Here is a 20798-nt window from a genome sequence, read left to right as displayed (position 1 = left end):
ACAACGTCGGCCTTCAAGACCACAACCGGGTCTCGAAGGCCGACGTCACGCAGGGCCCCGGATTAACCAACAGCGTCCGGCCGGGTGCGGGGCCCTCGGGTCAGCCGAGGCAGAGCGGCAAACGTCACGCGCCGATGGCGTGCAGACCGCCGTCGACGTGGATGATCTCGCCCGTGGTCTTCGGGAACCAGTCGCTCAGCAGCGCGACGACGCCCTTGCCGGCCGGCTCCGGGTCCTTGAGGTCCCACTCCAGCGGAGCGCGGCTGTCCCACACCGAGGCCAGCTCGGCGAAGCCCGGAATGGACTTGGCGGCCATGGAGCCGATCGGGCCCGCCGAGACGAGGTTGCAGCGGATGTTCTGCTTGCCGAGGTCACGCGCCATGTAGCGGCTGGTGGCCTCCAGGGCGGCCTTGGCCGGGCCCATCCAGTCGTACTGCGGCCAGGCGTACTGCGCGTCGAAGGTGAGGCCGACGACCGAGCCGCCGTTCTGCATCAGCGGCAGGCAGGCCATGGTCAGCGACTTCAGGGAGTACGCCGAGACGTGCATGGCCGTGGCGACGGACTCGAACGGGGTGTTGAGGAAGTTGCCGCCGAGGGCGTCCTGCGGCGCGAAGCCGATGGAGTGCACGACGCCGTCGAGGCTGCCGAGCTCCTCGCCGACGATGTCGGCGAGCCGGCCCAGGTGCTCGTCGTTGGTGACGTCCAGCTCGATGACCTTGGTGGGCTTGGGCAGCTTCTTGGCGATGCGCTCGGTCAGCGTGGGCCGCGGGAAGGCGGTGAGAATGATCTCGGCGCCCTGCTCCTGGGCCAGCTTGGCGGTGTGGAAGGCGATGGAGGACTCCATCAGCACACCGGTGATCAGGACGCGCTTGCCCTCGAGAATTCCGCTCATGGTGATCAGTGACCCATTCCCAGTCCGCCGTCAACGGGAATGACGGCTCCAGTGATGTACGAGGCGTCGTCCGAGGCGAGGAACCGCACCGTCGCGGCGATCTCCTCCGGCTGCGCGTACCGGCCGAGCGGGACCTGCGACACGATGTTCGCGCGCTGCTCGTCGGTGAGCACCTTGGTCATGTCGGTGTCGACGAAGCCGGGCGCGACGACGTTGAAAGTGATGTTGCGCGAACCCAGCTCACGGGCGAGGGAGCGCGCGAAGCCGACCAGCGCGGCCTTGGAGGCGGAGTAGTTCGCCTGCCCCGCGGAGCCGAGGAGCCCGACCACGGAGGAGATCAGGACGACGCGGCCCTTCTTGGCCCGTAGCATGCCGCGGTTGGCGCGCTTGACGACGCGGAAGGTGCCCGTGAGGTTGGTGTCGACGACCGAGGTGAAGTCCTCCTCTGACATGCGCATCAGGAGCTGGTCCTTGGTCATGCCCGCGTTGGCGACGAGGACCTCGACCGGGCCGTGCTCGGCCTCGATCTCCTTGTAGGCCTGCTCCACCTGCTCGGTGTCGGTGATGTCGCACTTGACGGCGAGGAAGCCGGCCGGCGGCTCACCCGAGCGGTATGTGATGGCGACCTTGTCGCCGGCGTCGGCGAATGCGCGGGCGATGGCGAGGCCGATGCCCCGGTTGCCTCCGGTGACGAGAACCGAGCGGCTCAACGGATCACCCTTTCGATAGCGGTCTGACACACCCGCCCGAACACCTGGATGACAGGCGGCTTCCCGGAAAACCTATCGGTCCCGGGGCTCGCGAGGACAAGCGGGCACCGACAGTGGCGCGTGGGAGTCACTGTCGGATCCCTACAGAACCGAACCGGCGGCAGGCGGCAAACGTGTGGTCCCCGGACCGGCCCTCGCGACATGATCGGAGCGACCACGGTAACGGCGACAGGAAGAGACCCAGGTGCCTCATACCATCGACGAGTCCTTCACGGCACTACCCCTACGCGCCCTGGCGGACGCCGCGCTGGCACGCGCGCGTGCGCTCGGCGCCGAGCACGCGGACTTCCGGTTCGAGCGGGTGCGCAGCGCTTCCTGGCGGCTCAGGGACGCCAAGCCCGCGGGCTCCTCGGACGCCACGGACCTCGGGTACGCGGTGCGCGTCGTGCACGGCGGGACCTGGGGTTTCGCCTCCGGTGTGGATCTGACCATGGACGCGGCGGCCCGGGTCGCCTCGCAGGCCGTGGCGATGGCGAAGCTGTCCGCGCAGGTGATCAAGGCGGCCGGGTCGGACGAGCGCGTGGAGCTCGCCGACGAGCCCGTGCACACCGACAGGACGTGGATCTCGTCGTACGAGATCGACCCGTTCACCGTGCCCGACGAGGAGAAGGCGGGGCTGCTCGCGGAGTGGAGCTCGCGGCTGCTGGCGGCGGCCGGGGTGAACCACGTCGACGCCTCCCTGCTCACCGTGCACGAGAACAAGTTCTACGCCGACACCGCCGGGACCGTGACCACCCAGCAGCGGGTCCGGCTGCACCCGCAGCTGACCGCGGTGTCGGTCGACGAGTCCAGCGGCGAGTTCGACTCGATGCGCACCATCGCGCCGCCCGTCGGACGCGGCTGGGAGTACCTGAGGGGCACCGGCTGGGACTGGGACAGCGAGCTCGCGCAGATCCCCGAGCTGCTCGCCGAGAAGATGCGCGCGCCGAGTGTCGAGGCGGGCGGGTACGACCTCGTCGTCGATCCCTCCAACCTGTGGCTGACCATCCACGAGTCCATCGGGCACGCCACCGAGCTGGACCGGGCGCTCGGCTACGAGGCCGCCTACGCGGGCACCTCCTTCGCCACCTTCGACCAGATCGGCAAGCTCAGGTACGGCTCCGAGCTGATGAACGTCACCGGTGACCGCACCGCCGAGCACGGCCTCGCGACCATCGGTTACGACGACGAGGGCGTCGAGGGCCAGACCTGGGACCTGGTCAAGGACGGCACCCTGGTCGGCTACCAGCTGGACCGGCGGATCGCGAAGCTGACCGGGTTCGAGCGGTCCAACGGCTGCGCGTTCGCCGACTCCCCCGGCCATGTGCCGGTGCAGCGCATGGCCAATGTGTCGCTCCAGCCGGATCCGGCCGGGATGTCGACGGAGGATCTCATCGGCGGCGTCGACCGCGGGATCTACGTCGTCGGGGACCGGTCCTGGTCCATCGACATGCAGCGCTACAACTTCCAGTTCACCGGCCAGCGCTTCTTCAGGATCGAGAACGGCCGGATCACCGGCCAGCTGCGGGACGTCGCCTACCAGGCGACCACCACCGACTTCTGGGGCTCCATGGCGGCCGTCGGCGGTCCGGGGACCTATGTCCTGGGCGGCGCCTTCAACTGCGGCAAGGCCCAGCCGGGGCAGGTGGCGGCGGTGTCGCACGGCTGCCCGTCGGCCCTGTTCCGGGGCGTCAACATCCTCAACACCACGCAGGAGGCGGGGCGATGAACGGCAACTCCAGGATCGGCCGGGGGTCCGGGGGTCGTCCCCCGGAGAAGCACAGTCTCAACACCACGCAGGAGGCCGGGCGATGAACAAGCCGTACGAGATCGTCGAGCGCGCCCTGGAGCTGTCCCGCGCGGACGGCTGTGTCGTCATCGCCGACGAGCAGTCCACCGCCAATCTGCGCTGGGCGGGCAACGCGCTGACCACCAACGGCGTCACACGCGGGCGCACGCTCACGGTCATCGCCACCGTCGACGGCAAGGAGGGCACGGCCTCGGGGGTCGTGTCCCGCTCCGCGGTGACCGCCGACGAGCTGGAGCCCCTGGTGCGGGCCGCCGAGGCCGCCGCGCGCGGTGCCGGGCCCGCCGAGGACGCACAGCCGCTCGTCACCGGTGTACCGGCGTCACCGGACTTCACCGACGCGCCCGCCGAGACCTCCTCCGCGGTCTTCGCCGACTTCGCCCCGGCGCTCGGCGAGGCCTTCGCACGCGCGCGTGCCGGCGGACGCGAGCTGTACGGCTTCGCCAACCACGAGCTGGTCTCGTCCTACATCGGTACGTCGACGGGCCTGCGCCTGCGCCATGACCAGCCGAACGGGACGCTGGAGCTGAACGCCAAGTCCCCGGACCGCACCCGCTCGGCCTGGGCGGGCCACTCCACCCGCGACTTCAAGGACGTCGACCCGGCGGCGCTCGACGCCGAACTCGCCGTACGCCTCGGCTGGGCCGAGCGCAAGGTCGCGCTGCCCGCCGGACGGTACGAGACGCTGCTGCCGCCGACCGCCGTGGCGGATCTGCTGATCTACCAGATGTGGTCGGCATCGGGACGGGACGCGGCCGAGGGCCGCACGGTGTTCTCCAGGCCCGGCGGCGGCACCCGCGTCGGCGACAGGCTGACCGAGCTCCCGCTGACCCTGCGCAGCGACCCGAACGAGCCGGGCCTGGAGGCCGCGCCCTTCGTGCTGGCGCACTCCTCCGGGGGCGACTCGTCGGTGTTCGACAACGGTCTGCCGCTCACGGCCACCGAGTGGATCCGCGAGGGCGAGCTGCGGCACCTGCTGACCAGCCGGCACAGCGCGGGTCTGACCGGACTGCCGGTGGCGCCGGGCATCGACAACCTCATCCTGGACGGCGGCGGCGAACGCTCCCTGGACGAGATGGTGGCGGACACGGACCATCGCGGGCCCTGCCTGCTGCTGACCTGCCTGTGGTACATCCGCGAGGTCGACCCGGCGACGCTGCTGCTCACCGGGCTGACCCGGGACGGCGTGTATCTGGTGGAGAACGGCGAGGTGACCGGCGAGGTCAACAACTTCCGGTTCAACGAGTCGCCGGTGAATCTGCTGGGCCGGGCCACCGAGGCCGGGCGCACGGAAAAGACGCTGCCCAGGGAGTGGAGCGACTGGTTCACTAGGGCTGCGATGCCGGCGCTGAGGGTGCCGGACTTCAATATGAGCTCTGTCAGTCAGGGCGTATAACCTCGTACCTGACCCGGAGCACTCCTAAGGAGATACGAGAACCGTGACGGACATCGTCGACGAGCTGAAGTGGCGCGGCCTGTGGGCCCTGTCCACTGACGAGGACGCTTTGCGCAAGGCGCTCGCGGACGGTCCCGTCACGTTCTATTGCGGTTTTGACCCCACTGCGGCCAGTCTGCACGTCGGTCATCTGGTGCAGGTCCTCACCATGCGCCGGCTCCAGCAGGCGGGCCTGCGTCCGCTGGCCCTGGTCGGCGGGGCCACCGGCCAGATCGGCGACCCGCGTCCGACGGCCGAGCGCACCCTGAACGACCCGGAGACGGTCGCGAACTGGGTGACCCGGCTGCGCGCGCAGATCGAGCCGTTCCTGTCGTTCGAGGGCGAGAACGCCGCGGTGATGGTCAACAACCTGGACTGGACGGCCGGGATGTCGGCCATCGAGTTCCTGCGGGACATCGGCAAGCACTTCCGGGTCAACAAGATGCTGACCAAGGACTCGGTTGCCCGGCGCCTGGAGTCCCAGGAGGGCATCAGCTACACGGAGTTCAGCTACCAGCTGCTCCAGGGCATGGACTTCCTTGAGCTGTACCGCCGGTACGGCTGCACCCTCCAGCAGGGCGGCAGCGACCAGTGGGGCAATCTCACGGCGGGTCTTGACCTGATCCACAAGCTGGAGCCCGAGGCCGACGTGCACTGCCTGGCGACGCCGCTGATGGTCAAGGCGGACGGCACCAAGTTCGGCAAGACCGAGGGCGGCGCCGTCTGGCTCGACCCCGAGATGACGACGCCGTACGCCTTCTACCAGTTCTGGCTGAATGTGGATGACCGGGACATCTCGACGTACATGCGCATCCTGTCCTTCCGGCCCCGCGAGGAGCTGGAGGAGCTGGAGAAGCAGACCCAGGAGCGGCCGCAGGCGCGTGCCGCGCAGCGGGCGCTGGCCGAGGAGCTGACGACGCTGGTGCACGGCGCCGACCAGACGGCCGCGGTGATCGCCGCGAGCCGTGCCCTCTTCGGGCAGGGCGAGCTGGCGGACCTGGACGACCGGACGCTGGCGGCGGCCCTGTCCGAGGTGCCGCACATCAAGGTCGCGGAGCTGGCTCCGGTGGTCGATCTCTTCGCCGAGGTCGAGTTGGTGGCGAGCAAGTCGGCCGCGCGGCGGACGATCAAGGAGGGCGGGGCCTACGTGAACAACGCGAAGGTCACCGCCGAGGACGCCGTACCGGCGGCCGGTGATCTGCTGCACGGGCGGTGGCTGGTGCTGCGCCGGGGCAGGAAGAACCTCGCCGCGGTCGAGGTCACCGGAGCGTAGGCACACCGAAGGGGCGGCTCTCCGCCGGAGGGCCGCCCCTTCGTCGTACCGGCGCTCAGGTCCGTTGTTTCCTCTTGCCCAGCGTCGCCATGTAGGCCATGTCCCCCACGCCCACGATGATGATCGCCGCGACGAGCTGGAAGGCGTGCCTGCTCCAGTCGATGCCGGAGGTCTCGTCGACGCCGGCCGCGCGGGCGATGGAGTTGCCGACGATGGCGCCGAGCATGCCGAAGATGGTGGTCAGCCAGAGGGGACTGTGCTGCTTTCCGGGCAGGATCGCCTTGGCGATCAGACCCAGCACAAACCCCACGATGATCGCCCACAACCAGCCCATGGCTGCCTCCTTGTACGGCTCGACGTGAGCATTACGCCCAGTGTCGGGCCGTACCACATACGTCGCATGTCGGGTGGGGCCGTACGCGGGACGGCTGAGGACCGTCACCCCCACCGGAGGCCCCCCGGTCTCGTAGGCGACGCAGGCCAGGCGTAACGTGGAGGGTGTTCGGGCCCGGGACCCCGGCCGGGGGCGGTCCGGGTGCGGGCAGGGGAGAGTCCGATGCAGGCGGATGGTGGAATGTGATGCGGAAGCAGCACGACGCGGGCAACGCCCAGGTATTCCGGATCACCGGAGCCAGGACGGGCCTCCAGGAGGATGTACGAGGGCGGCAGCGCCGGTACGTCATCTCGATGTCGGTCCGTACGCTGTCGGTGATCCTCGCCGCGACCCTGTGGAACGTCGAACGGCACGTGGCCGTCGTGGCGTTGGTGCTCGGTCTGGTCCTGCCCTATATCGCGGTGGTGATCGCCAACGCCGGGCGGGAGAACGCGCCGTCGCTTCCTTCCACTTTTGTGGCGCCGCCGGCCCGTCCGATGATCGCCGGACCGAGGGCTGATATGCCCTTCGCGGAACCCGCACCGGAAGACGTGGTGCCCGACCCGACGCCCGGTGCTGCGGGCGAAACACATGACCGGAAATGACCTTGGCGGGGTGCTACCAAACGGAAGCCACCTCCGCACCAAGCTCAAGAAAAGCTCAGATCAATAGTGTTGTTCCGGTGCCGGGCGGCGGGTGGCCCATGACATACTTCGTAGGCGCTCCGCATCCCCCGTCGGAGCGACGGACCGACGCCGGGCAGCTCCCCCCGTGGCTGCTCGGCGTCGCCTTTTTGTGGACCCTGTGAGACGAATCCGTGAGTGACGAGACGCCGATCTGTTCCGCCAAGGGCTGCCGTGTCGCCGCCGTGTGGGTGCTGGCCTGGAACAACCCCAAGATCCATACGCCGGAGCGGCGGAAGACCTGGCTGGCTTGTGAGGAGCACCGGGAGCATCTGTCCCAGTTCCTGGGGGTGCGGGGCTTTCTGAAGGACGTCGTGAAGTTCTCGGAGTGGGAAGAGCCGACCGCGCCGTAAGGTTTCAGCCACCGATCGCGGACATCGGGCGGTCCGGCTGGACGAAGCTCGGGTCGTCCAGGCCCGCTCCCGCCTTCTTGCCCCACATCGCCAACCGCCAGATGCGGGCTATCTCCTCGTCGGGGGCGCCGGAGCGCAGGGCCGCGCGCAGGTCGGTCTCCTCGCGGGCGAACAGACACGTGCGGACCTGGCCGTCGGCGGTGAGGCGGGTGCGGTCGCAGGCCGAGCAGAACGGTCGGGTGACGGAGGCGATGACGCCGACGCGGTGCGGTCCGCCGTTGACGATCCAGCGCTCCGCCGGGGCCGAGCCCCGCTCCTGCGAGCCCTCCTCGGTGAGCTCGAAACGGGTGCGCAGGGAGGCCAGGATGTCGCCTGCGGTGATCATGCCGTCGCGCTTCCAGCCGTGCTGGGCGTCCAGGGGCATCTGCTCGATGAAGCGCAGTTCGTAGTCGTGCTCGACGGCCCAGGCCAGCAGGTCGGGGGCCTCGTCCTCGTTCAGGCCCGGCATCAGCACCGAGTTGACCTTGACCGGGGTCAGCTCCGCGTCGCGGGCGGCCTCCAGGCCCTCAATGACGTCCTTGTGGCGGTCGCGACGGGTGAGGGTCTTGAAGACGTCCGGGCGCAGGGTGTCGAGGGAGACATTGACCCGGTCCAGACCGGCGGCCTTCAGGGCCTTCGCGGTGCGCTTGAGGCCGATGCCGTTGGTGGTCAGGGACATCTGGGGGCGGGGTTCCAGGGCCGCGACGCGCTCGACGATGCCGACCAGGCCGGGGCGCAGCAGGGGCTCGCCACCGGTGAAGCGGACCTCCTCGATGCCGAGGGAGGTGACCGCGATGTCGATCAGGCGGACGATCTCGTCGTCGCTGAGGAGGTCGGGCTTGGCCAGCCACTGCAGGCCCTCCTCGGGCATGCAGTAGGTGCAGCGCAGATTGCACCGGTCGGTCAGCGAGACTCTCAGGTCGGTGGCCACCCGGCCGTAGGTGTCGATGAGCACGTGGGCCCCCTCCCTCGTCGCGGCTCAATGCTGGTGCGGTCATTTTCCGTCACTCGCGAGCCTACGTGACTCCACTGACAACGACAGAGCCCGATCCCACGAGGTAAGACGCGGCCGCGTCGTAGGGATCTACGACGCGGCCGCTCAGGGGGCGAACTCAGTGGGCTCCGGTGCCGGTCAGGGACCGGACCTCCAGCTCGGCGTACTTGCCCTTGTCCGGCTCCTCCTTGGACAGGTAGGTGCCGATGATGCCCAGCAGGAAGCCGACCGGGATCGAGATGATGCCGGGGTTCTCCAGCGGGAACCAGTCGAAGTCGGCGTCCGGGAACATCGAGGTGGGCTTGCCGGAGACGACCGGCGAGAACAGCACCAGGCCGACGGCGGCGGTCAGGCCGCCGTAGATCGACCACAGCGCTCCCTGGGTGGTGAACCGCTTCCAGAAGAGGCTGTAGAGGATCGTCGGGAGGTTCGCGGAGGCGGCGACCGCGAAGGCGAGCGCGACCAGGCCGGCCACGTTCAGGTCCCGGGCCAGGGCGCCGAGCGCGATGGAGACGATGCCGATGCCGACGGTCGCCCAGCGGGCCGCGCTGACCTCCTCCTTCTCGGTGGCCTCGCCCTTCCTGATGACGTTGGCGTAGATGTCGTGCGCGAAGGACGACGAGGACGCGAGGGTGAGGCCCGCGACCACCGCGAGGATCGTCGCGAAGGCGACCGCGGAGATGGTGGCGAGCAGGATGGCGCCCCAGTTGGAGTCGACGCCGCCCAGATACAGCGCGAGCAGCGGGGCCGCCGTGTTGCCGGCCTTGTTGGAGGCGGTGATCTCCTCCGGGGTGATCAGCGCGGCGGCGCCGAAGCCGAGCGCGAGGGTCATCAGGTAGAAGGAGCCGATCAGGCCGATCGCCCAGATCACGGACTTACGGGCGGCCTTCGCGGTGGGGACGGTGTAGAAGCGGATCAGGATGTGCGGCAGACCGGCGGTGCCCAGGATCAGCGCGATGCCGAGCGAGATGAAGTCCAGCTTGCTGGTGCCGGTCGCGCCGTACTTCAGGCCGGGCTCCAGGAAGGCGGTGCCCTTGCCGCTCTGGTCGGCGGCGGCGCCGAGCAGGTCGGAGACGTTGAAGTCGAACTTCAGCAGGACCAGGAAGGTCAGCAGCAGGGCGCCGGTCATCAGCAGCACGGCCTTGACCATCTGGACCCAGGTGGTGCCCTTCATCCCGCCGATGGTGACGTACATGATCATCAGGACGCCGACCAGGGCGACGATGAGGATCTTGCCGGCGTCGCTGGTGATGCCCATCAGCAAGGAGACCAGGACGCCCGCGCCGGCCATCTGCGCCAGCAGGTAGAAGATCGACACGACGATCGTGGAGGTACCGGCCGCCGTGCGGACCGGACGCTGGCGCATCCGGTAGGCGAGGACGTCGCCCATCGTGTAGCGGCCGGAGTTGCGCAGCGGCTCGGCGACCAGCAGGAGGGCGATGAGCCAGGCGACCAGGAAGCCGATGGAGTACAGGAAACCGTCGTAACCGAACAGGGCGATGGCGCCCGCGATACCGAGGAAGGACGCGGCGGACATGTAGTCACCGGAGACGGCGAGGCCGTTCTGGAAGCCGGTGAACTGGCGGCCGCCCGCGTAGAAGTCGTTGGCGTCCTTGGTCTGACGGCCCGCCCACACGGTGATGACGAGGGTCGCGACGACGAAGACCGCGAACAGGCTGATGATCAGCGTGCGGTGCTCGCTCGCCGGGTCGGCCGCAAGGAACATCTGCGCGGTGTTCATGCGCCGCCCTCCATCCGGGACTTGATCGCATCAGCCTTGGGGTCGAGCTTGGCGGCGGCGTGCCGCGCGTACCACCAGGCGATGAGGAACGTGGTGACGAACTGGGCGAGGCCGAGGACGAGGGCCATGTTGATGTTGCCGAACAGCTGGGTGCCCATGAAGTCGCCGGCGTAGATCGACAGCAGGACGTACAGCAGGTACCAGACGATGAAGCCGAGGGTCAGCGGAAAGGCGAAGGAGCGGTAGGAGCGGCGCAGTTCACCGAACTCCGCGCTCTCGTGCACCTCGGTGAACTCCTCGGTGGTGGGGAGTCGGTGTTGCTGTTTCGAGGGGGGCGGTGCGTCGGTGGCCACGGAGTCTCCTCGCGTTGCGGGCGCTGGTGCGACGGTTGACGGGGACGGGTTCGGTACGGACATGTGACGGCTCTGTTCCTCGCGGTTGCAGGGGGCTCGATCGTGCTCGCGCCCCCTGTCCAACGTCACGGCGCCACGCGAGGACCGGTTCAACCCCGGGGACTTCTTTCCGAACTCACCCGCGGTAAGTCATTGCTGGCCAGCGAGACGGGGAGATAGCTTCGCCCTGCACGCCCGTCATGTACCTGCCCGAGCACCACCTGTGTCTCGGGCCGGTTTCGTTTCCGGATGATGTGGAGATCCCATGGCTCATCTGCCTTCCAGACGCCGGCTCGCCCTGGCCGTCCCCGTTGTGCTGTCGCTGACCGCTTCGCTCGGCTTCCTGCCGACGGGCGCGACGGCCGCCCCGCTCGCGGAGACCACCGCGCAGGCCGCGGACGCGCCGAACCTGGCGTACGTCGTGAACACCTCGACGGACCGCCGGACCATCGAGTCGGTGAAGAAGGCCGTCGTCACGGCCGGGGGAACCATCGTGACGTCGTACGACAAGATCGGGGTGATCGTCGCCCACTCGGCCAACCCGGACTTCGGCAAGCTCATGCGCCAGGTGCGCGGGGTCCAGTCGGCGGGTGCGACGCGTACAGCGCCGCTGACCGCCGCGGGCACCACGGACCAGGGCGCCGCGCAGTTCCTGACGGACGCCCAGGCCGCGAAGGCCGCGAGCGCCGCAGCCCCTGACAGCGAGCCCCTTGAGGCCGACCAGTGGGACCTGCGCGCGATCGGCGCCGACAAGGCCGCGAAGATCAACCCGGGTAGCAGCAAGGTGACGGTCGCCGTGATCGACACCGGCGTCGACGACACCCACCCGGACCTCGCGCCGAACTTCTCCAAGTCCCAGTCCGCGAACTGCGTCGGCGGGGTCGCGGACACCAGCGAGGGCGCCTGGCGGCCGTACACCGCGGACGATTACCACGGCACGCATGTCGCGGGCGAGATCGCCGCGGCCCGCAATGGCATCGGCGTCGCGGGGGTGGCCCCGGGCGTCAAGGTGTCCAGCATCAAGGTGAGCGACCCGGACAACGGCCTCTTCTACCCGGAGAGCGTCGTGTGCGCCTTCGTGTTCGCCGCCGACAAGGGCGTCGAGATCACGAACAACAGCTACTACGTGGACCCGTGGCTGTACAACTGCATGAACGACCCGGACCAGCGGGCGATCGTCGACGCGGTCAACCGGGCGCAGCTGTACGCGCAGCGGAAGGGCACGCTCCACCTGGCCTCGGCGGGCAACTCCAACCACGACCTGGACTCGGACGCCATCGTCGACACCACCAGCCCCGACGACTCCACGCCGGTGGAGCGCACGATCGACCCGAGCGAGTGCTTCGACGTGCCCACCCAGCTGCCGGGGATCGTCACGGTCAGCGCGACGGGCGTGCAGAACCTCAAGTCGTACTACTCCTCGTACGGCAAGGGCGTTGTGGACGTGGCGGCGCCGGGCGGCGACCGGCTGTACCAGATACCCGACACGCCCTCGAAGAACGGCCGCATCCTGTCGACCATGCCGAACGGGCAGTACGCCTTCCTGCAGGGCACCTCGATGGCCTCGCCGCACGCTGCCGGTGTGGCCGCGCTGCTGAAGTCCAAGCACCCGTGGGCGACCCCGGCGCAGCTCCAGGCGATGCTCAAGGCGCAGGCGGACAACCCGGGTTGCCCCGAGTCGTACGACCAGAACGGTGACGGCACGCAGGACGCGGTGTGCGAGGGCGGCACGCGCGTGAACGGCTTCTACGGCTTCGGTATCGTCAACGCGCTGCGCGCGGTCAAGTAACCGGCGGACGGGAGAGACTGACACCATGACAGCGCACTTCCCGCGCTCTCGCCGTGTGCTGGCCGTCCCCGCCGGGATGGCCATGGCGACGGCACTCGCCCTGCCGAACGTGTCGGCGGCGGCCGAGGCGGACGCGACCTCGCTCAGCTATGTCGTCAACGTCCAGCCCGGGCACGGCCCTTCACCCCGCGTGGAGCGGACCATCGCCGAGGCCGGGCCGACGCCACGGCGTGCACGGACCCGTACGACATCGACGCGGACGGCAAGATCGACGCGGTGTGCGAGGGCTCGAAGAACCTCAACGGGTTCTACGGCTGGGGTACGGCTGACGCGCTGGACGCGGTGACGAAGTAGCGGGTACGCGCGCGTTGAGGGCCGGATGGATCCACCGTCCGGCCCTTTCGCATGGGTACGGCAAGATCTCCGGCATGGATGTGTACGAGGATCCTTCGACCTGGGTGCCCGAACCGGTCCGGTCTCGATGGCAGTTGGCGTTGCGCTTCGTCGGGAGCGTGCTGTTCCTGCCGGTGTTCTGCGTGTTCTGGCTTGCGGCTGCTGTCGTTCTCTCCTTCGTGGACGTCGCCGAGGTCGCCCTCGCCCAGAGGTGGGAGCTGCGGCCCACGGCCGTGCGCAAGGAGGTGCGACTGTGGTGGTCGGCCGCTTCTCATGTTGATTCGGTCAATACCGCATAGTGCAGTCATGACCGACATCGAGTACGCCTGGTCCGCGCTGGGCGGTGATCCCGGCCTGACGGCGCGGGTTTCCGCCTTCGTCCGGGACGGTGCTCTTCAGGGGCTCCTTCCCGTACGGGAGTTGGCACGCGCGTGTGTGGGCGCGTGTGCGTTGGCCGCCGCTGAGCTGGGCGCCGTACGGGGCGGGCTTTCCGATGTGCCGGAGGTCCGGGTGGACGACGGGGCCGTTGGCACTGCCTTCGTGAGTGAGCGGCATCTGCTGGTCGATGGGCGCGCTCCGGTGAGCTTCGCTCCGCTGTCGCGGTTCTGGCGGACCGGGGACGGGTGGGTGCGGACGCATGCGAACTATCCGCATCATCGGGAGCGGTTGCTGAGGGCACCGCCGCGCAGGGCGATGTTCCGGTCGAACATGACGCCGAGGTCGAGCCCGGTGCCGCTGCCGTGCGGCACACCGACGAAGCCGATGCCGCCGCCGTCGCGGGTGATGTTCACGGCCGTACGCATGGACTGCTCGGTGCCGACCGCCTCGACGACGGAACGTGCGCGCCCTGGCCTCGGGTGAGTTCGCGGACGGCCTCGACAGCGGCTTCGCCGCGCTCGGCGACGACGTCGGTGGCGCCGAAGCGGCGCGCGATGTCGGTGCGGACCTGGTGGCGGCCGAGCGCGACGATCCGCTCGGCGCCGAGGCGCTTGGCGGCCAGCACGGCGCACAGGCCGACGGCTCCGTCACCGACGACGGCGACCGTGGCCGCTCGGAGCCTGTGTCGCCTTCCCGGCCGGATCAGCGCGCGGCGGCGATGGGGGTGCCCCCGCGCGCCCGGCAGGGGGGTGTGACACAGGCTCTCAGGGGGTGGTCGAGCGCACCTCACTGTACGTCGCCGCCGGATACGGACGCGCTTCGAGGGCTCTGAGTGTGCCGACGACCAGGAGGATCTGCGCCGCTATATAGGTGAGCATGATCCACAGGTCGGGCCGGGGCGGCTGGGGCCACTCGGCGACGCCGGTCGCGATGAGGGTGTCGGAGAGCATGAAGAGCGCGCCGCCGAACCCGGCGAGCAGGCCGAACCGGCTGCCCGCGCGGTACGCCATGGCCGTGAGCAGCAGGCTGTACCCGGCGACCGGGACCCGTAGATCGGCCGGGAGGTCGGGCCAGAGCGCGGCGACCGTGGTGGTGAGGGCGACGCTGTACCCGGCGAGCAGGATCGGCTGGTGGCCCCCGCGCGCCTTGAACAGCAGCAGGTAGCAGACGTGTCCGGCCGCGAAGGAGCCCATTCCGGCGAGGAAGGCGGGCTCGGCGTCGGACAGCAGCAGGACGTCGCCGCCCCAGCCGAACAGCAGGGCGGCGACCAGGAGCCGGGGCGCCCCGGACAGGGCGGCGTACCCGGCGAGCAACGGCATCAGCAGCGGTTTGGCGACGATGTGCCCGGGGTCGTAGCCGGCGGCGAGGGAACCGAGGTCGACGAGGGCGGCCAGACCGAAGGCCGTCAGGAGAACGCGCTTCACGCCGACACGCTCTCCCGTACCGGTTCCGGGGCGGGCTGCCAGCCGGGCCCGCGGAAGAGGTGCCCGGCCCGGTCGCGCCAACTCCGCGCCGACTTCAGGTCCTTGGCGATGGACACGTACTCGTGGGTGGCGACCTTCACCGGGTTGTACGTGTCGATGTTCTTGGTCAGCCCGAAGACGGGACGCTCGGTCTCGGCGACGAAGGAACCGAACAGCCGGTCCCAGACGATGAGGATGCCGCCGAAGTTGCGGTCGAGGTAGCCGCCCTGGGAGGCGTGGTGGACGCGGTGGTGGGAGGGCGTGTTGAACACGAACTCGAACCACCGGGGCATCTTGTCGATGCGCTCGGTGTGGATCCAGAACTGGTAGACGAGGTTCGCCGAGGAGCAGAAGGCGAGCGCGGCCGGGTGCACACCGCAGGCGACGAGGGGCACGTAGAACGGCCAGACGGTCAGGGAGGTCCAGGGCTGGCGCAGCGCGGTGGTGAGGTTGAACTTCCGGCTGGAGTGGTGCACGACGTGGCAGGCCCACAGGATGCGGACGACATGGTGGCCGCGGTGGGACCAGTAGTAGAAGAAGTCCTGCGCGAGCAGCATCAGGGGGACCGTCCACAGCAGGACCGGCACCCGCAGGGGTGTCAGCTCATAGATCGCCATATAGATCGCGACGATCGGGATCTTCCACAGGAAGTCCCAGAACAGACTGCCGAGCCCCATACCGAGGCTGGTCGCGGCGTCCTTCGTCTCGTACCCCGCCGCCTCCTCGTCGGGATGGAGACGGACGCTGATCATCTCGACCACGGTGAGGAGGACGAAGGCGGGTATCGACCACAGCACGACATCGGGCAGGTTCGGCATGCTGGCACCGTAGAACCGCTGGTCGGCCACGGCTAGACGTTGTTACTCACAAGTATTACCGCCGGTACGCGCTTACTTGTTGGCGATCTCCACCAACGGGAGCCCATCAGAAGCCCACTAAACGCCCGCCGCCCCCAGCAACGACCCCACCGCATACGTGACCCCCATCGCCAGCGCTCCGCCCCCCACGTTCCGCAGGACCGCCCGCCCCGGGGCCGCGGCTCCCAGGCGGGCGCTGCTCCAGCCTGTCAGGGCCAGGGCCGCCAGGACCGAGGCGACCGTGACCGGGACCCGGGCCGCGGACGGAGGCAGGACGATCGCCAGCAACGGCAACAGCGCCCCCGCCGTGAAGGCGAGGAAGCTCGCCCAGGCCGCGTGCCAGGGGTTCGTCAGTTCGTCGGGGTCGATGCCGAGCTCCACGCGTGCGTGCGCTTTCAGGGCGTCCCGCGCGGTGAGCTGTTCCGCGGCCTCGCGGGCCACCTCGCGGGACAGGCCGCGTCCTTCGAGGAGTTCGGTCAGTTCCTGCAGTTCCGCCTCGGGCTGTTCGCGCAACTCCCGCCTCTCCACGGCCAGGGCGGCCTTCTCCGAGTCGCGCTGGGTGGAGACGGAGACGTACTCGCCCGCCGCCATCGACATCGAGCCGGCGAGCAGCCCGGCCAGCCCCGCCGTCAACAGGGCCGCGCGGTCGTCCGTGGCGCCCGCGACACCGACCACGAGGCCGGCCGTGGACACGATGCCGTCGTTCGCGCCGAGCACCGCCGCCCGCAGCCAGTTCAGCCGTTCTCCGAGCGCGCCGCCGTGCGCCTCGTCATGCGCAGGTTCCGTCACACCCCGGAGGATGACACTCCGGACGGCCCCGCGCGGGAAGGAACTTGACGCGCTCCCGGGCCGGCACTCGAACGGACGGGCGCGACAGGACACCTGACGGGGTGGCGACCCGGGGCCGTGGGACGGGACTGTCAGTCCCGGCCCGTATCCTCAGTGACCATGCTCGAAGACCGTACGCCGGCAGCGTCCGCCCCCACAGCGTGGCCGGCCGCGTATCCGAAGGGATACGCGGTCGTTGACGTGGAGACCACCGGGCTGGCCCGGGACGACCGGATAATCTCGGCGGCCGTCTACCGGCTGGACGCGCGCGGCGAGGTCGAGGACCACTGGTACACGCTGGTCAACCCGGAGCGCGACCCGGGCCCGGTGTGGATCCACGGTCTGACGAGCGACGTGCTCGACAGCGCGCCCCTCTTCCCGGACATCGCCGAGGAGTTCTCGGCGCGGCTGGCGGACCGGGTGCTCGTCGCGCACAACGCCGTCTTCGACTGGCAGATGATCGCCCGTGAGTACGCGCGCGCCGAGCGCGAGGCGCCGGTGCGACAGCGGCTGTGCACCATCGCGCTCTCCAAGGAGCTGGGCCTGCCGCTGCCCAATCACAAGCTGGAGTCACTGGCCGCGCACTTCGGTGTCGTCCAGCAGCGCGCGCACCACGCGCTGGACGACGCGCGCGTGCTGGCGGAGGCGTTCCGGCCGAGCCTGAAGGCCGCGGCCGAGGGCGGCGTACGGCTTCCGCTGCACGAGTGCCGGCCGCTGACGGAGTGGACCGACCGGTCCGTGCCCCGGCAGCAGGGAAGCTACGGCGCTTACCGGCCCACCAGTTGGCGACCCACCCGCAAAAGGCCCGCCTGCCCCTATCCCAACCCAGGGCGGTACGAAAAGGGCAAAGGGCTCAAGCAGGGCATGCGGATCGCCTTCTCCGGTGACACCTCCGTCGAGCGCGACCTCCTGGAGGACCGGGCGATCGAGGCCGGTCTGCATGTGGCCACCAGCATCTCCCGGCTGACCAGCCTGCTCGTCACCAACGACCCGGACTCGGGCACCTCCAAAGTGGTCAAGGCGCGGCAGTACGGCACCCCGGTCGTCGACGAGGCGGCCTTCGGGCAACTCCTGGGCGATGTGGAACCGGCGCCCGAGCAGTGACCGTACGGATGGGTGATTGCGGTGCGACTCGCCCGGCGCCCGCTCGCTCGCGCCGCGCCGACGGCCCACCCTGTGGCGCATGGCGAGATGCGAAGTTTGTGGCAATGACTACGGGATGACCTTCGAGATTCGTGCGCAGGGCGCTGTGCATGTCTTCGACTGCTTCGCCTGTGCGATCCACCGCATGGCCCCCATCTGCGAGCACTGCCGCGTCCAGATCATCGGGCAGGGCGTCGAGGTCGAGGGCCACTGGTACTGCGGTGCCCACTGCGCCCGCGCGGAGGGGAAGGTGGGGATCGTCGACAAGGTGTGAGCCCGCTCCGAACCGTACCCGCCTGAACACGCCCCACGACCGAGTTGTACGGTCGTGGGGTGTACCGCTTCCTGTTGTCCCGGCAGTGGGTGATCCTCACGCTGGTCGCCCTCCTCCTCATCCCTGCGATGATCAGGCTGGGCATCTGGCAGATGCACCGCTACGACGAGCGCGCCGCGCGCAACCAGCTGGTCTCCGACGCCCTGTCCGCGAAGCCGGTCCCCGTGGAGAAGCTGACCGCCCCGGGGCAAGCCGTCGCCACGAACGAGCGGTACCGCACCGTCACCGCCAAGGGGCACTTCGACACCGACGACGAGGTCGTCGTCCGCCGCCGCACCAACGCCGACGACGAGGTCGGCTATCACGTCCTCACCCCGTTCGTGCTGAACGACGGCAAGGTGCTGCTGGTCAACCGGGGCTGGATCCCCGCCGACCAGGGTGCGAGCCAGAGCGCGTTCCCGAAGGTTCCCGCCCCGCCGAGGGGTGAGCTCACCGTCACCGGCCGGCTGATGCCCGACGAGACGACCGAGGCGAGCGGCATCAAGAACCTCCAGGGTCTGCCCGACCGCCAGATCATGCTGATCAACAGCGAGCACGAGGCGCGGCGCCTCGACGCACAGGTGCTCGGCGGCTACCTGGCACAGACCGGCCCGGCACCGAAGGGCGACACCCCGCAGCAACTCGGCGAGCCCGGCGACGAGAACGCCGCGCTGAACTACGCGTACGCCATCCAGTGGTGGCTGTTCGCCGCGGGCGTCCCGATCGGCTGGGTGGTGCTGGTACGCCGCGAACTGCGCGACCGACGCGAGCGCGCGGCCGAGGAGTCCGCCACGGAGGCCCAGCCCGCGGCGGTATGACACGACGGCCGAGAAGCCCGACGCACAGGCCCAACCGACGGCCGTGTGACGCGACGGCCGAGAGCCCGACGCACAGGCCCAACCGACGGCCGTGTGACGCGACAGCCGAGAGCCCGACGCACAGGCCCAACCGACGGCCGTGTGACGCGACAGCCGAGGAGCCCGCGGCAGAGGCGAACCCCCGCGGTGTGATTTCGCACACTCCCCCGCGGTGTGACCCGCGCACTCCCCCCGCGCATCACTCCCGCGGCCCCGCCCCGGATTGCCTCCCCCTCCTCCCGGGAACCCGCACCCCGTGCACCCCACCATCGAGGACTACGCGCTCATCGGCGACGAGCAGACCGCCGCCCTGATCGGCACGGACGGATCCGTCGACTGGCTGTGCCTGCCCCGCTTCGACTCGACCGCCTGCTTCGCCCGGCTGCTCGGTGACGAGGAGAACGGCCACTGGCGCATCGCCCCCGCGGGCGCCGACCGGTGCGCCCGGCGCGCCTACCGGCCGGACACCCTCGTCCTGGACACCGAATGGGAGACCGACGAAGGGGCCGTCCGCGTCACCGACCTGATGCCACAACGGGACCGCGCCCCCGACATCGTCCGCATCGTCGAGGGCCTGCGCGGCAAGGTCACCGTCCGCAGCATCCTCCGGCTGCGCTTCGACTACGGCTCGATCACCCCGTGGGTGCGCCGCTCCGACGGCCACCGGGTCGCCGTGGCGGGCCCGGACTCGGTGTGGCTGCGCAGCGAACCGGACGTACACACCTGGGGCGAGAACCACTGCACCCACTCGGAGTTCACCGTCTCCGAGGGCGAGTCGGTGGCGTTCGTCCTCACCTGGCACCCCTCGCACGAGCCACGCCCGCCGCTGGTCGACCCCTACGACTCGCTGAACGCCAGCGTCACCGACTGGCAGGCCTGGGCGGCGCGCTGCCGCTACGACGGACCGCACCGGGACGCCGTGGTCCGCTCCCTGATCACCCTCAAGGCGCTCACCTACTCCCCCACCGGCGGCATCGTCGCCGCCCCCACCACCTCGCTCCCCGAGGAGCTCGGCGGCGTACGCAACTGGGACTACCGCTACTGCTGGCTGCGCGACTCCACCCTCACCCTCGGCGCGCTCCTGGCCGCCGGCTTCCAGGAGGAGGCCGAGGCCTGGCGGAACTGGCTGCTGCGCGCGGTCGCGGGCGACCCGGCGGACCTGCAGATCATGTACGGCCTGGCGGGCGAGCGCCGGCTGCCCGAGGTGGAGCTGCCCTGGCTGCCCGGCTTCGCCGCCACCCGACCCGTACGGATCGGCAACGACGCCGTGAAACAGCTCCAGCTCGACGTGTACGGCGAGGTCATGGACTCGCTGTCGCTGGCCCGCAGTTCGGGCCTGCCGTCCGAGCCGCACATGTGGGCGCTGCAGGTCGCGCTGATGGACTTCCTGTGCACGGCGTGGCGGCAGCCCGACGAGGGGCTGTGGGAGGTGCGCGGGGGTCGCAGGCAGTTCGTCCACTCCAAGGTGATGGTGTGGGTGGCCGCGGACCGCGCGGTGCGCGCGGTGGAGCGCAACCCGGATCTGGACGGCGATGTGGACGCCTGGCGCGCCCTGCGCGAGAAGGTGCACCAGGAGGTGTGCGAGCGGGGCTACGACCCCGAGCGCAACACCTTCACCCAGTACTACGGCTCGCGCGAGCTGGACGCCTCCCTGCTGCTGATCCCGCGCGTGGGCTTTCTGCCGCCGGACGACCCACGGGTGGTCGGCACCGTCGACGCGGTCCGCGACGAGCTGGACCACGTCGGCTTCCTGCGCCGCTACAGCGCCGAGAAGACGGTCGTCGACGGACTGCCGGGCGGCGAGGGCACCTTCCTGGTGTGCTCGTTCTGGCTCGCGGACGCGCTGCACATGACGGGCCGTACGAAGGAGGCCCGGGAGCTGTTCGAACGGCTCGTGGCCCTCGCCAACGACGTCGGGCTGCTGGCCGAGGAGTTCGACCCTGTCGCCGGCCACCAGCTGGGCAACTTCCCGCAGGCGTTCAGCCATATCGGCCTGGTGAACACCGCCCTCGCCCTGTTCGGGGCGGACGATGCAGGATAGGGGCC

At 69.9% G+C, this 20798-nt stretch carries 21 protein-coding genes and 2 pseudogenes; 13 read left to right on the top strand and 10 right to left on the bottom strand.

The features are described from left to right. Nucleotides 1-124 precede the first annotated feature (124 nt). Complete coding sequence (fabI, locus tag RMT89_RS09255) at nucleotides 125-892, bottom strand: enoyl-ACP reductase FabI (protein WP_315883310.1); 768 nt, start codon at nucleotides 890-892, stop codon at nucleotides 125-127. A gap of 5 nt (nucleotides 893-897) precedes the next feature. Next, the gene (gene fabG / locus RMT89_RS09250) at nucleotides 898-1602 is read right to left on the bottom strand and encodes a 3-oxoacyl-[acyl-carrier-protein] reductase (RefSeq protein WP_315883309.1); all 705 of its coding nucleotides are present in this window, start codon (nucleotides 1600-1602) and stop codon (nucleotides 898-900) included. Nucleotides 1603-1846: 244 nt separating this feature from the next. Between fabG and RMT89_RS09245 the strand changes: the two genes are divergently transcribed. From RMT89_RS09245 to tyrS, 3 genes are all read left to right on the top strand, one after another. Further along, nucleotides 1847-3370: a TldD/PmbA family protein gene (locus RMT89_RS09245; RefSeq protein ID WP_315883308.1), complete on the top strand. Its 1524-nt coding sequence runs from the start codon at nucleotides 1847-1849 to the stop codon at nucleotides 3368-3370. An 82-nt stretch (nucleotides 3371-3452) separates the two neighbouring features. Continuing rightward, a complete protein-coding gene (locus tag RMT89_RS09240) occupies nucleotides 3453-4844 on the top strand; it encodes a metallopeptidase TldD-related protein (protein WP_315883307.1) in 1392 nt (463 codons plus the stop codon). A gap of 43 nt (nucleotides 4845-4887) precedes the next feature. Then, a complete protein-coding gene (gene tyrS / locus RMT89_RS09235) occupies nucleotides 4888-6156 on the top strand; it encodes a tyrosine--tRNA ligase (protein WP_315883306.1) in 1269 nt (422 codons plus the stop codon). Nucleotides 6157-6211: 55 nt separating this feature from the next. On the opposite strand, the gene RMT89_RS09230 is transcribed toward tyrS, so the two are convergent. Beyond that, the gene (locus RMT89_RS09230) at nucleotides 6212-6490 is read right to left on the bottom strand and encodes a GlsB/YeaQ/YmgE family stress response membrane protein (RefSeq protein ID WP_315883305.1); all 279 of its coding nucleotides are present in this window, start codon (nucleotides 6488-6490) and stop codon (nucleotides 6212-6214) included. A 245-nt stretch (nucleotides 6491-6735) separates the two neighbouring features. Here RMT89_RS09230 and RMT89_RS09225 point away from each other — a divergent pair, with 245 nt between their 5' ends. Together RMT89_RS09225 and RMT89_RS09220 are read left to right on the top strand one after the other, a co-directional pair. After that, nucleotides 6736-7134: a DUF3099 domain-containing protein gene (locus tag RMT89_RS09225; protein WP_315883304.1), complete on the top strand. Its 399-nt coding sequence runs from the start codon at nucleotides 6736-6738 to the stop codon at nucleotides 7132-7134. A 212-nt stretch (nucleotides 7135-7346) separates the two neighbouring features. Beyond that, nucleotides 7347-7565: a hypothetical protein gene (locus RMT89_RS09220; RefSeq protein ID WP_315883303.1), complete on the top strand. Its 219-nt coding sequence runs from the start codon at nucleotides 7347-7349 to the stop codon at nucleotides 7563-7565. A gap of 4 nt (nucleotides 7566-7569) precedes the next feature. On the opposite strand, the gene moaA is transcribed toward RMT89_RS09220, so the two are convergent. From moaA to RMT89_RS09205, 3 genes are all read right to left on the bottom strand, one after another. Beyond that, nucleotides 7570-8559, bottom strand: coding sequence for a GTP 3',8-cyclase MoaA (gene moaA, locus RMT89_RS09215; protein ID WP_315883302.1), 990 nt, complete (start codon nucleotides 8557-8559; stop codon nucleotides 7570-7572). A 157-nt stretch (nucleotides 8560-8716) separates the two neighbouring features. Then, on the bottom strand, nucleotides 8717-10339 hold the full coding sequence (locus RMT89_RS09210; protein ID WP_315883301.1) for a cation acetate symporter: 1623 nt from the start codon (nucleotides 10337-10339) through the stop codon (nucleotides 8717-8719). Then, on the bottom strand, nucleotides 10336-10692 hold the full coding sequence (locus RMT89_RS09205; protein ID WP_315883300.1) for a DUF485 domain-containing protein: 357 nt from the start codon (nucleotides 10690-10692) through the stop codon (nucleotides 10336-10338). The genes RMT89_RS09210 and RMT89_RS09205 overlap by 4 nt, the downstream gene beginning before the upstream one ends. Nucleotides 10693-10996: 304 nt before the next feature. Here RMT89_RS09205 and RMT89_RS09200 point away from each other — a divergent pair, with 304 nt between their 5' ends. The 4 genes and pseudogenes from RMT89_RS09200 to RMT89_RS09185 all read left to right on the top strand — a co-directional run. Then, nucleotides 10997-12520 carry a S8 family serine peptidase gene (locus RMT89_RS09200; protein WP_315883299.1) on the top strand — a complete coding sequence of 508 codons (1524 nt, stop codon included), beginning with the start codon at nucleotides 10997-10999 and terminating at the stop codon, nucleotides 12518-12520. A 25-nt stretch (nucleotides 12521-12545) separates the two neighbouring features. After that, complete coding sequence (locus RMT89_RS09195) at nucleotides 12546-12866, top strand: hypothetical protein (protein WP_315883298.1); 321 nt, start codon at nucleotides 12546-12548, stop codon at nucleotides 12864-12866. An 82-nt stretch (nucleotides 12867-12948) separates the two neighbouring features. Then, complete coding sequence (locus tag RMT89_RS09190; protein WP_315883297.1) at nucleotides 12949-13212, top strand: hypothetical protein; 264 nt, start codon at nucleotides 12949-12951, stop codon at nucleotides 13210-13212. A 7-nt stretch (nucleotides 13213-13219) separates the two neighbouring features. After that, nucleotides 13220-13591 (top strand): annotated as a pseudogene (locus tag RMT89_RS09185) (hypothetical protein); the annotation flags it as partial. Here the strand turns inward: RMT89_RS09185 and RMT89_RS09180 are convergent. The 4 genes and pseudogenes from RMT89_RS09180 to RMT89_RS09165 form a co-directional block, all read right to left on the bottom strand. After that, nucleotides 13573-13961, bottom strand: a pseudogene (locus RMT89_RS09180) (zinc-binding dehydrogenase); the annotation flags it as partial. The pseudogenes RMT89_RS09185 and RMT89_RS09180 sit on opposite strands and share 19 nt — an antisense overlap. Nucleotides 13962-14055: 94 nt before the next feature. Further along, nucleotides 14056-14715, bottom strand: a complete 660-nt coding sequence (locus RMT89_RS09175; protein WP_315883296.1) for a lysoplasmalogenase — start codon at nucleotides 14713-14715, stop codon at nucleotides 14056-14058. Next, nucleotides 14712-15572, bottom strand: a complete 861-nt coding sequence (locus RMT89_RS09170; protein ID WP_315883295.1) for a sterol desaturase family protein — start codon at nucleotides 15570-15572, stop codon at nucleotides 14712-14714. Before RMT89_RS09170 ends, RMT89_RS09175 begins: the two co-directional genes overlap by 4 nt. 117 nt (nucleotides 15573-15689) lie before the next feature. Next, nucleotides 15690-16400, bottom strand: a complete 711-nt coding sequence (locus tag RMT89_RS09165; RefSeq protein ID WP_315883294.1) for a VIT family protein — start codon at nucleotides 16398-16400, stop codon at nucleotides 15690-15692. A gap of 159 nt (nucleotides 16401-16559) precedes the next feature. Between RMT89_RS09165 and RMT89_RS09160 the strand changes: the two genes are divergently transcribed. The 4 genes from RMT89_RS09160 (at nucleotide 16560) to RMT89_RS09145 (ending at nucleotide 20793) form a co-directional block, all read left to right on the top strand. Continuing rightward, nucleotides 16560-17543 (top strand): DEDDh family exonuclease, encoded by a 984-nt coding sequence (locus tag RMT89_RS09160; protein ID WP_315883293.1) that lies wholly within the window; start codon nucleotides 16560-16562, stop codon nucleotides 17541-17543. Nucleotides 17544-17622: 79 nt separating this feature from the next. Then, nucleotides 17623-17856 carry a hypothetical protein gene (locus RMT89_RS09155; RefSeq protein WP_315883292.1) on the top strand — a complete coding sequence of 78 codons (234 nt, stop codon included), beginning with the start codon at nucleotides 17623-17625 and terminating at the stop codon, nucleotides 17854-17856. A 59-nt stretch (nucleotides 17857-17915) separates the two neighbouring features. Beyond that, nucleotides 17916-18713, top strand: a complete 798-nt coding sequence (locus RMT89_RS09150; protein WP_315883291.1) for an SURF1 family protein — start codon at nucleotides 17916-17918, stop codon at nucleotides 18711-18713. A gap of 295 nt (nucleotides 18714-19008) precedes the next feature. Further along, nucleotides 19009-20793, top strand: a complete 1785-nt coding sequence (locus RMT89_RS09145; protein WP_315883290.1) for a glycoside hydrolase family 15 protein — start codon at nucleotides 19009-19011, stop codon at nucleotides 20791-20793. Nucleotides 20794-20798: the final 5 nt, after the last annotated feature.

The sequence above is a fragment of the Streptomyces sp. P17 genome (assembly GCF_032436805.1).
Lineage (GTDB): Bacteria > Actinomycetota > Actinomycetes > Streptomycetales > Streptomycetaceae > Streptomyces.
This window is presented reverse-complemented; position numbering and strand designations above follow the sequence as displayed.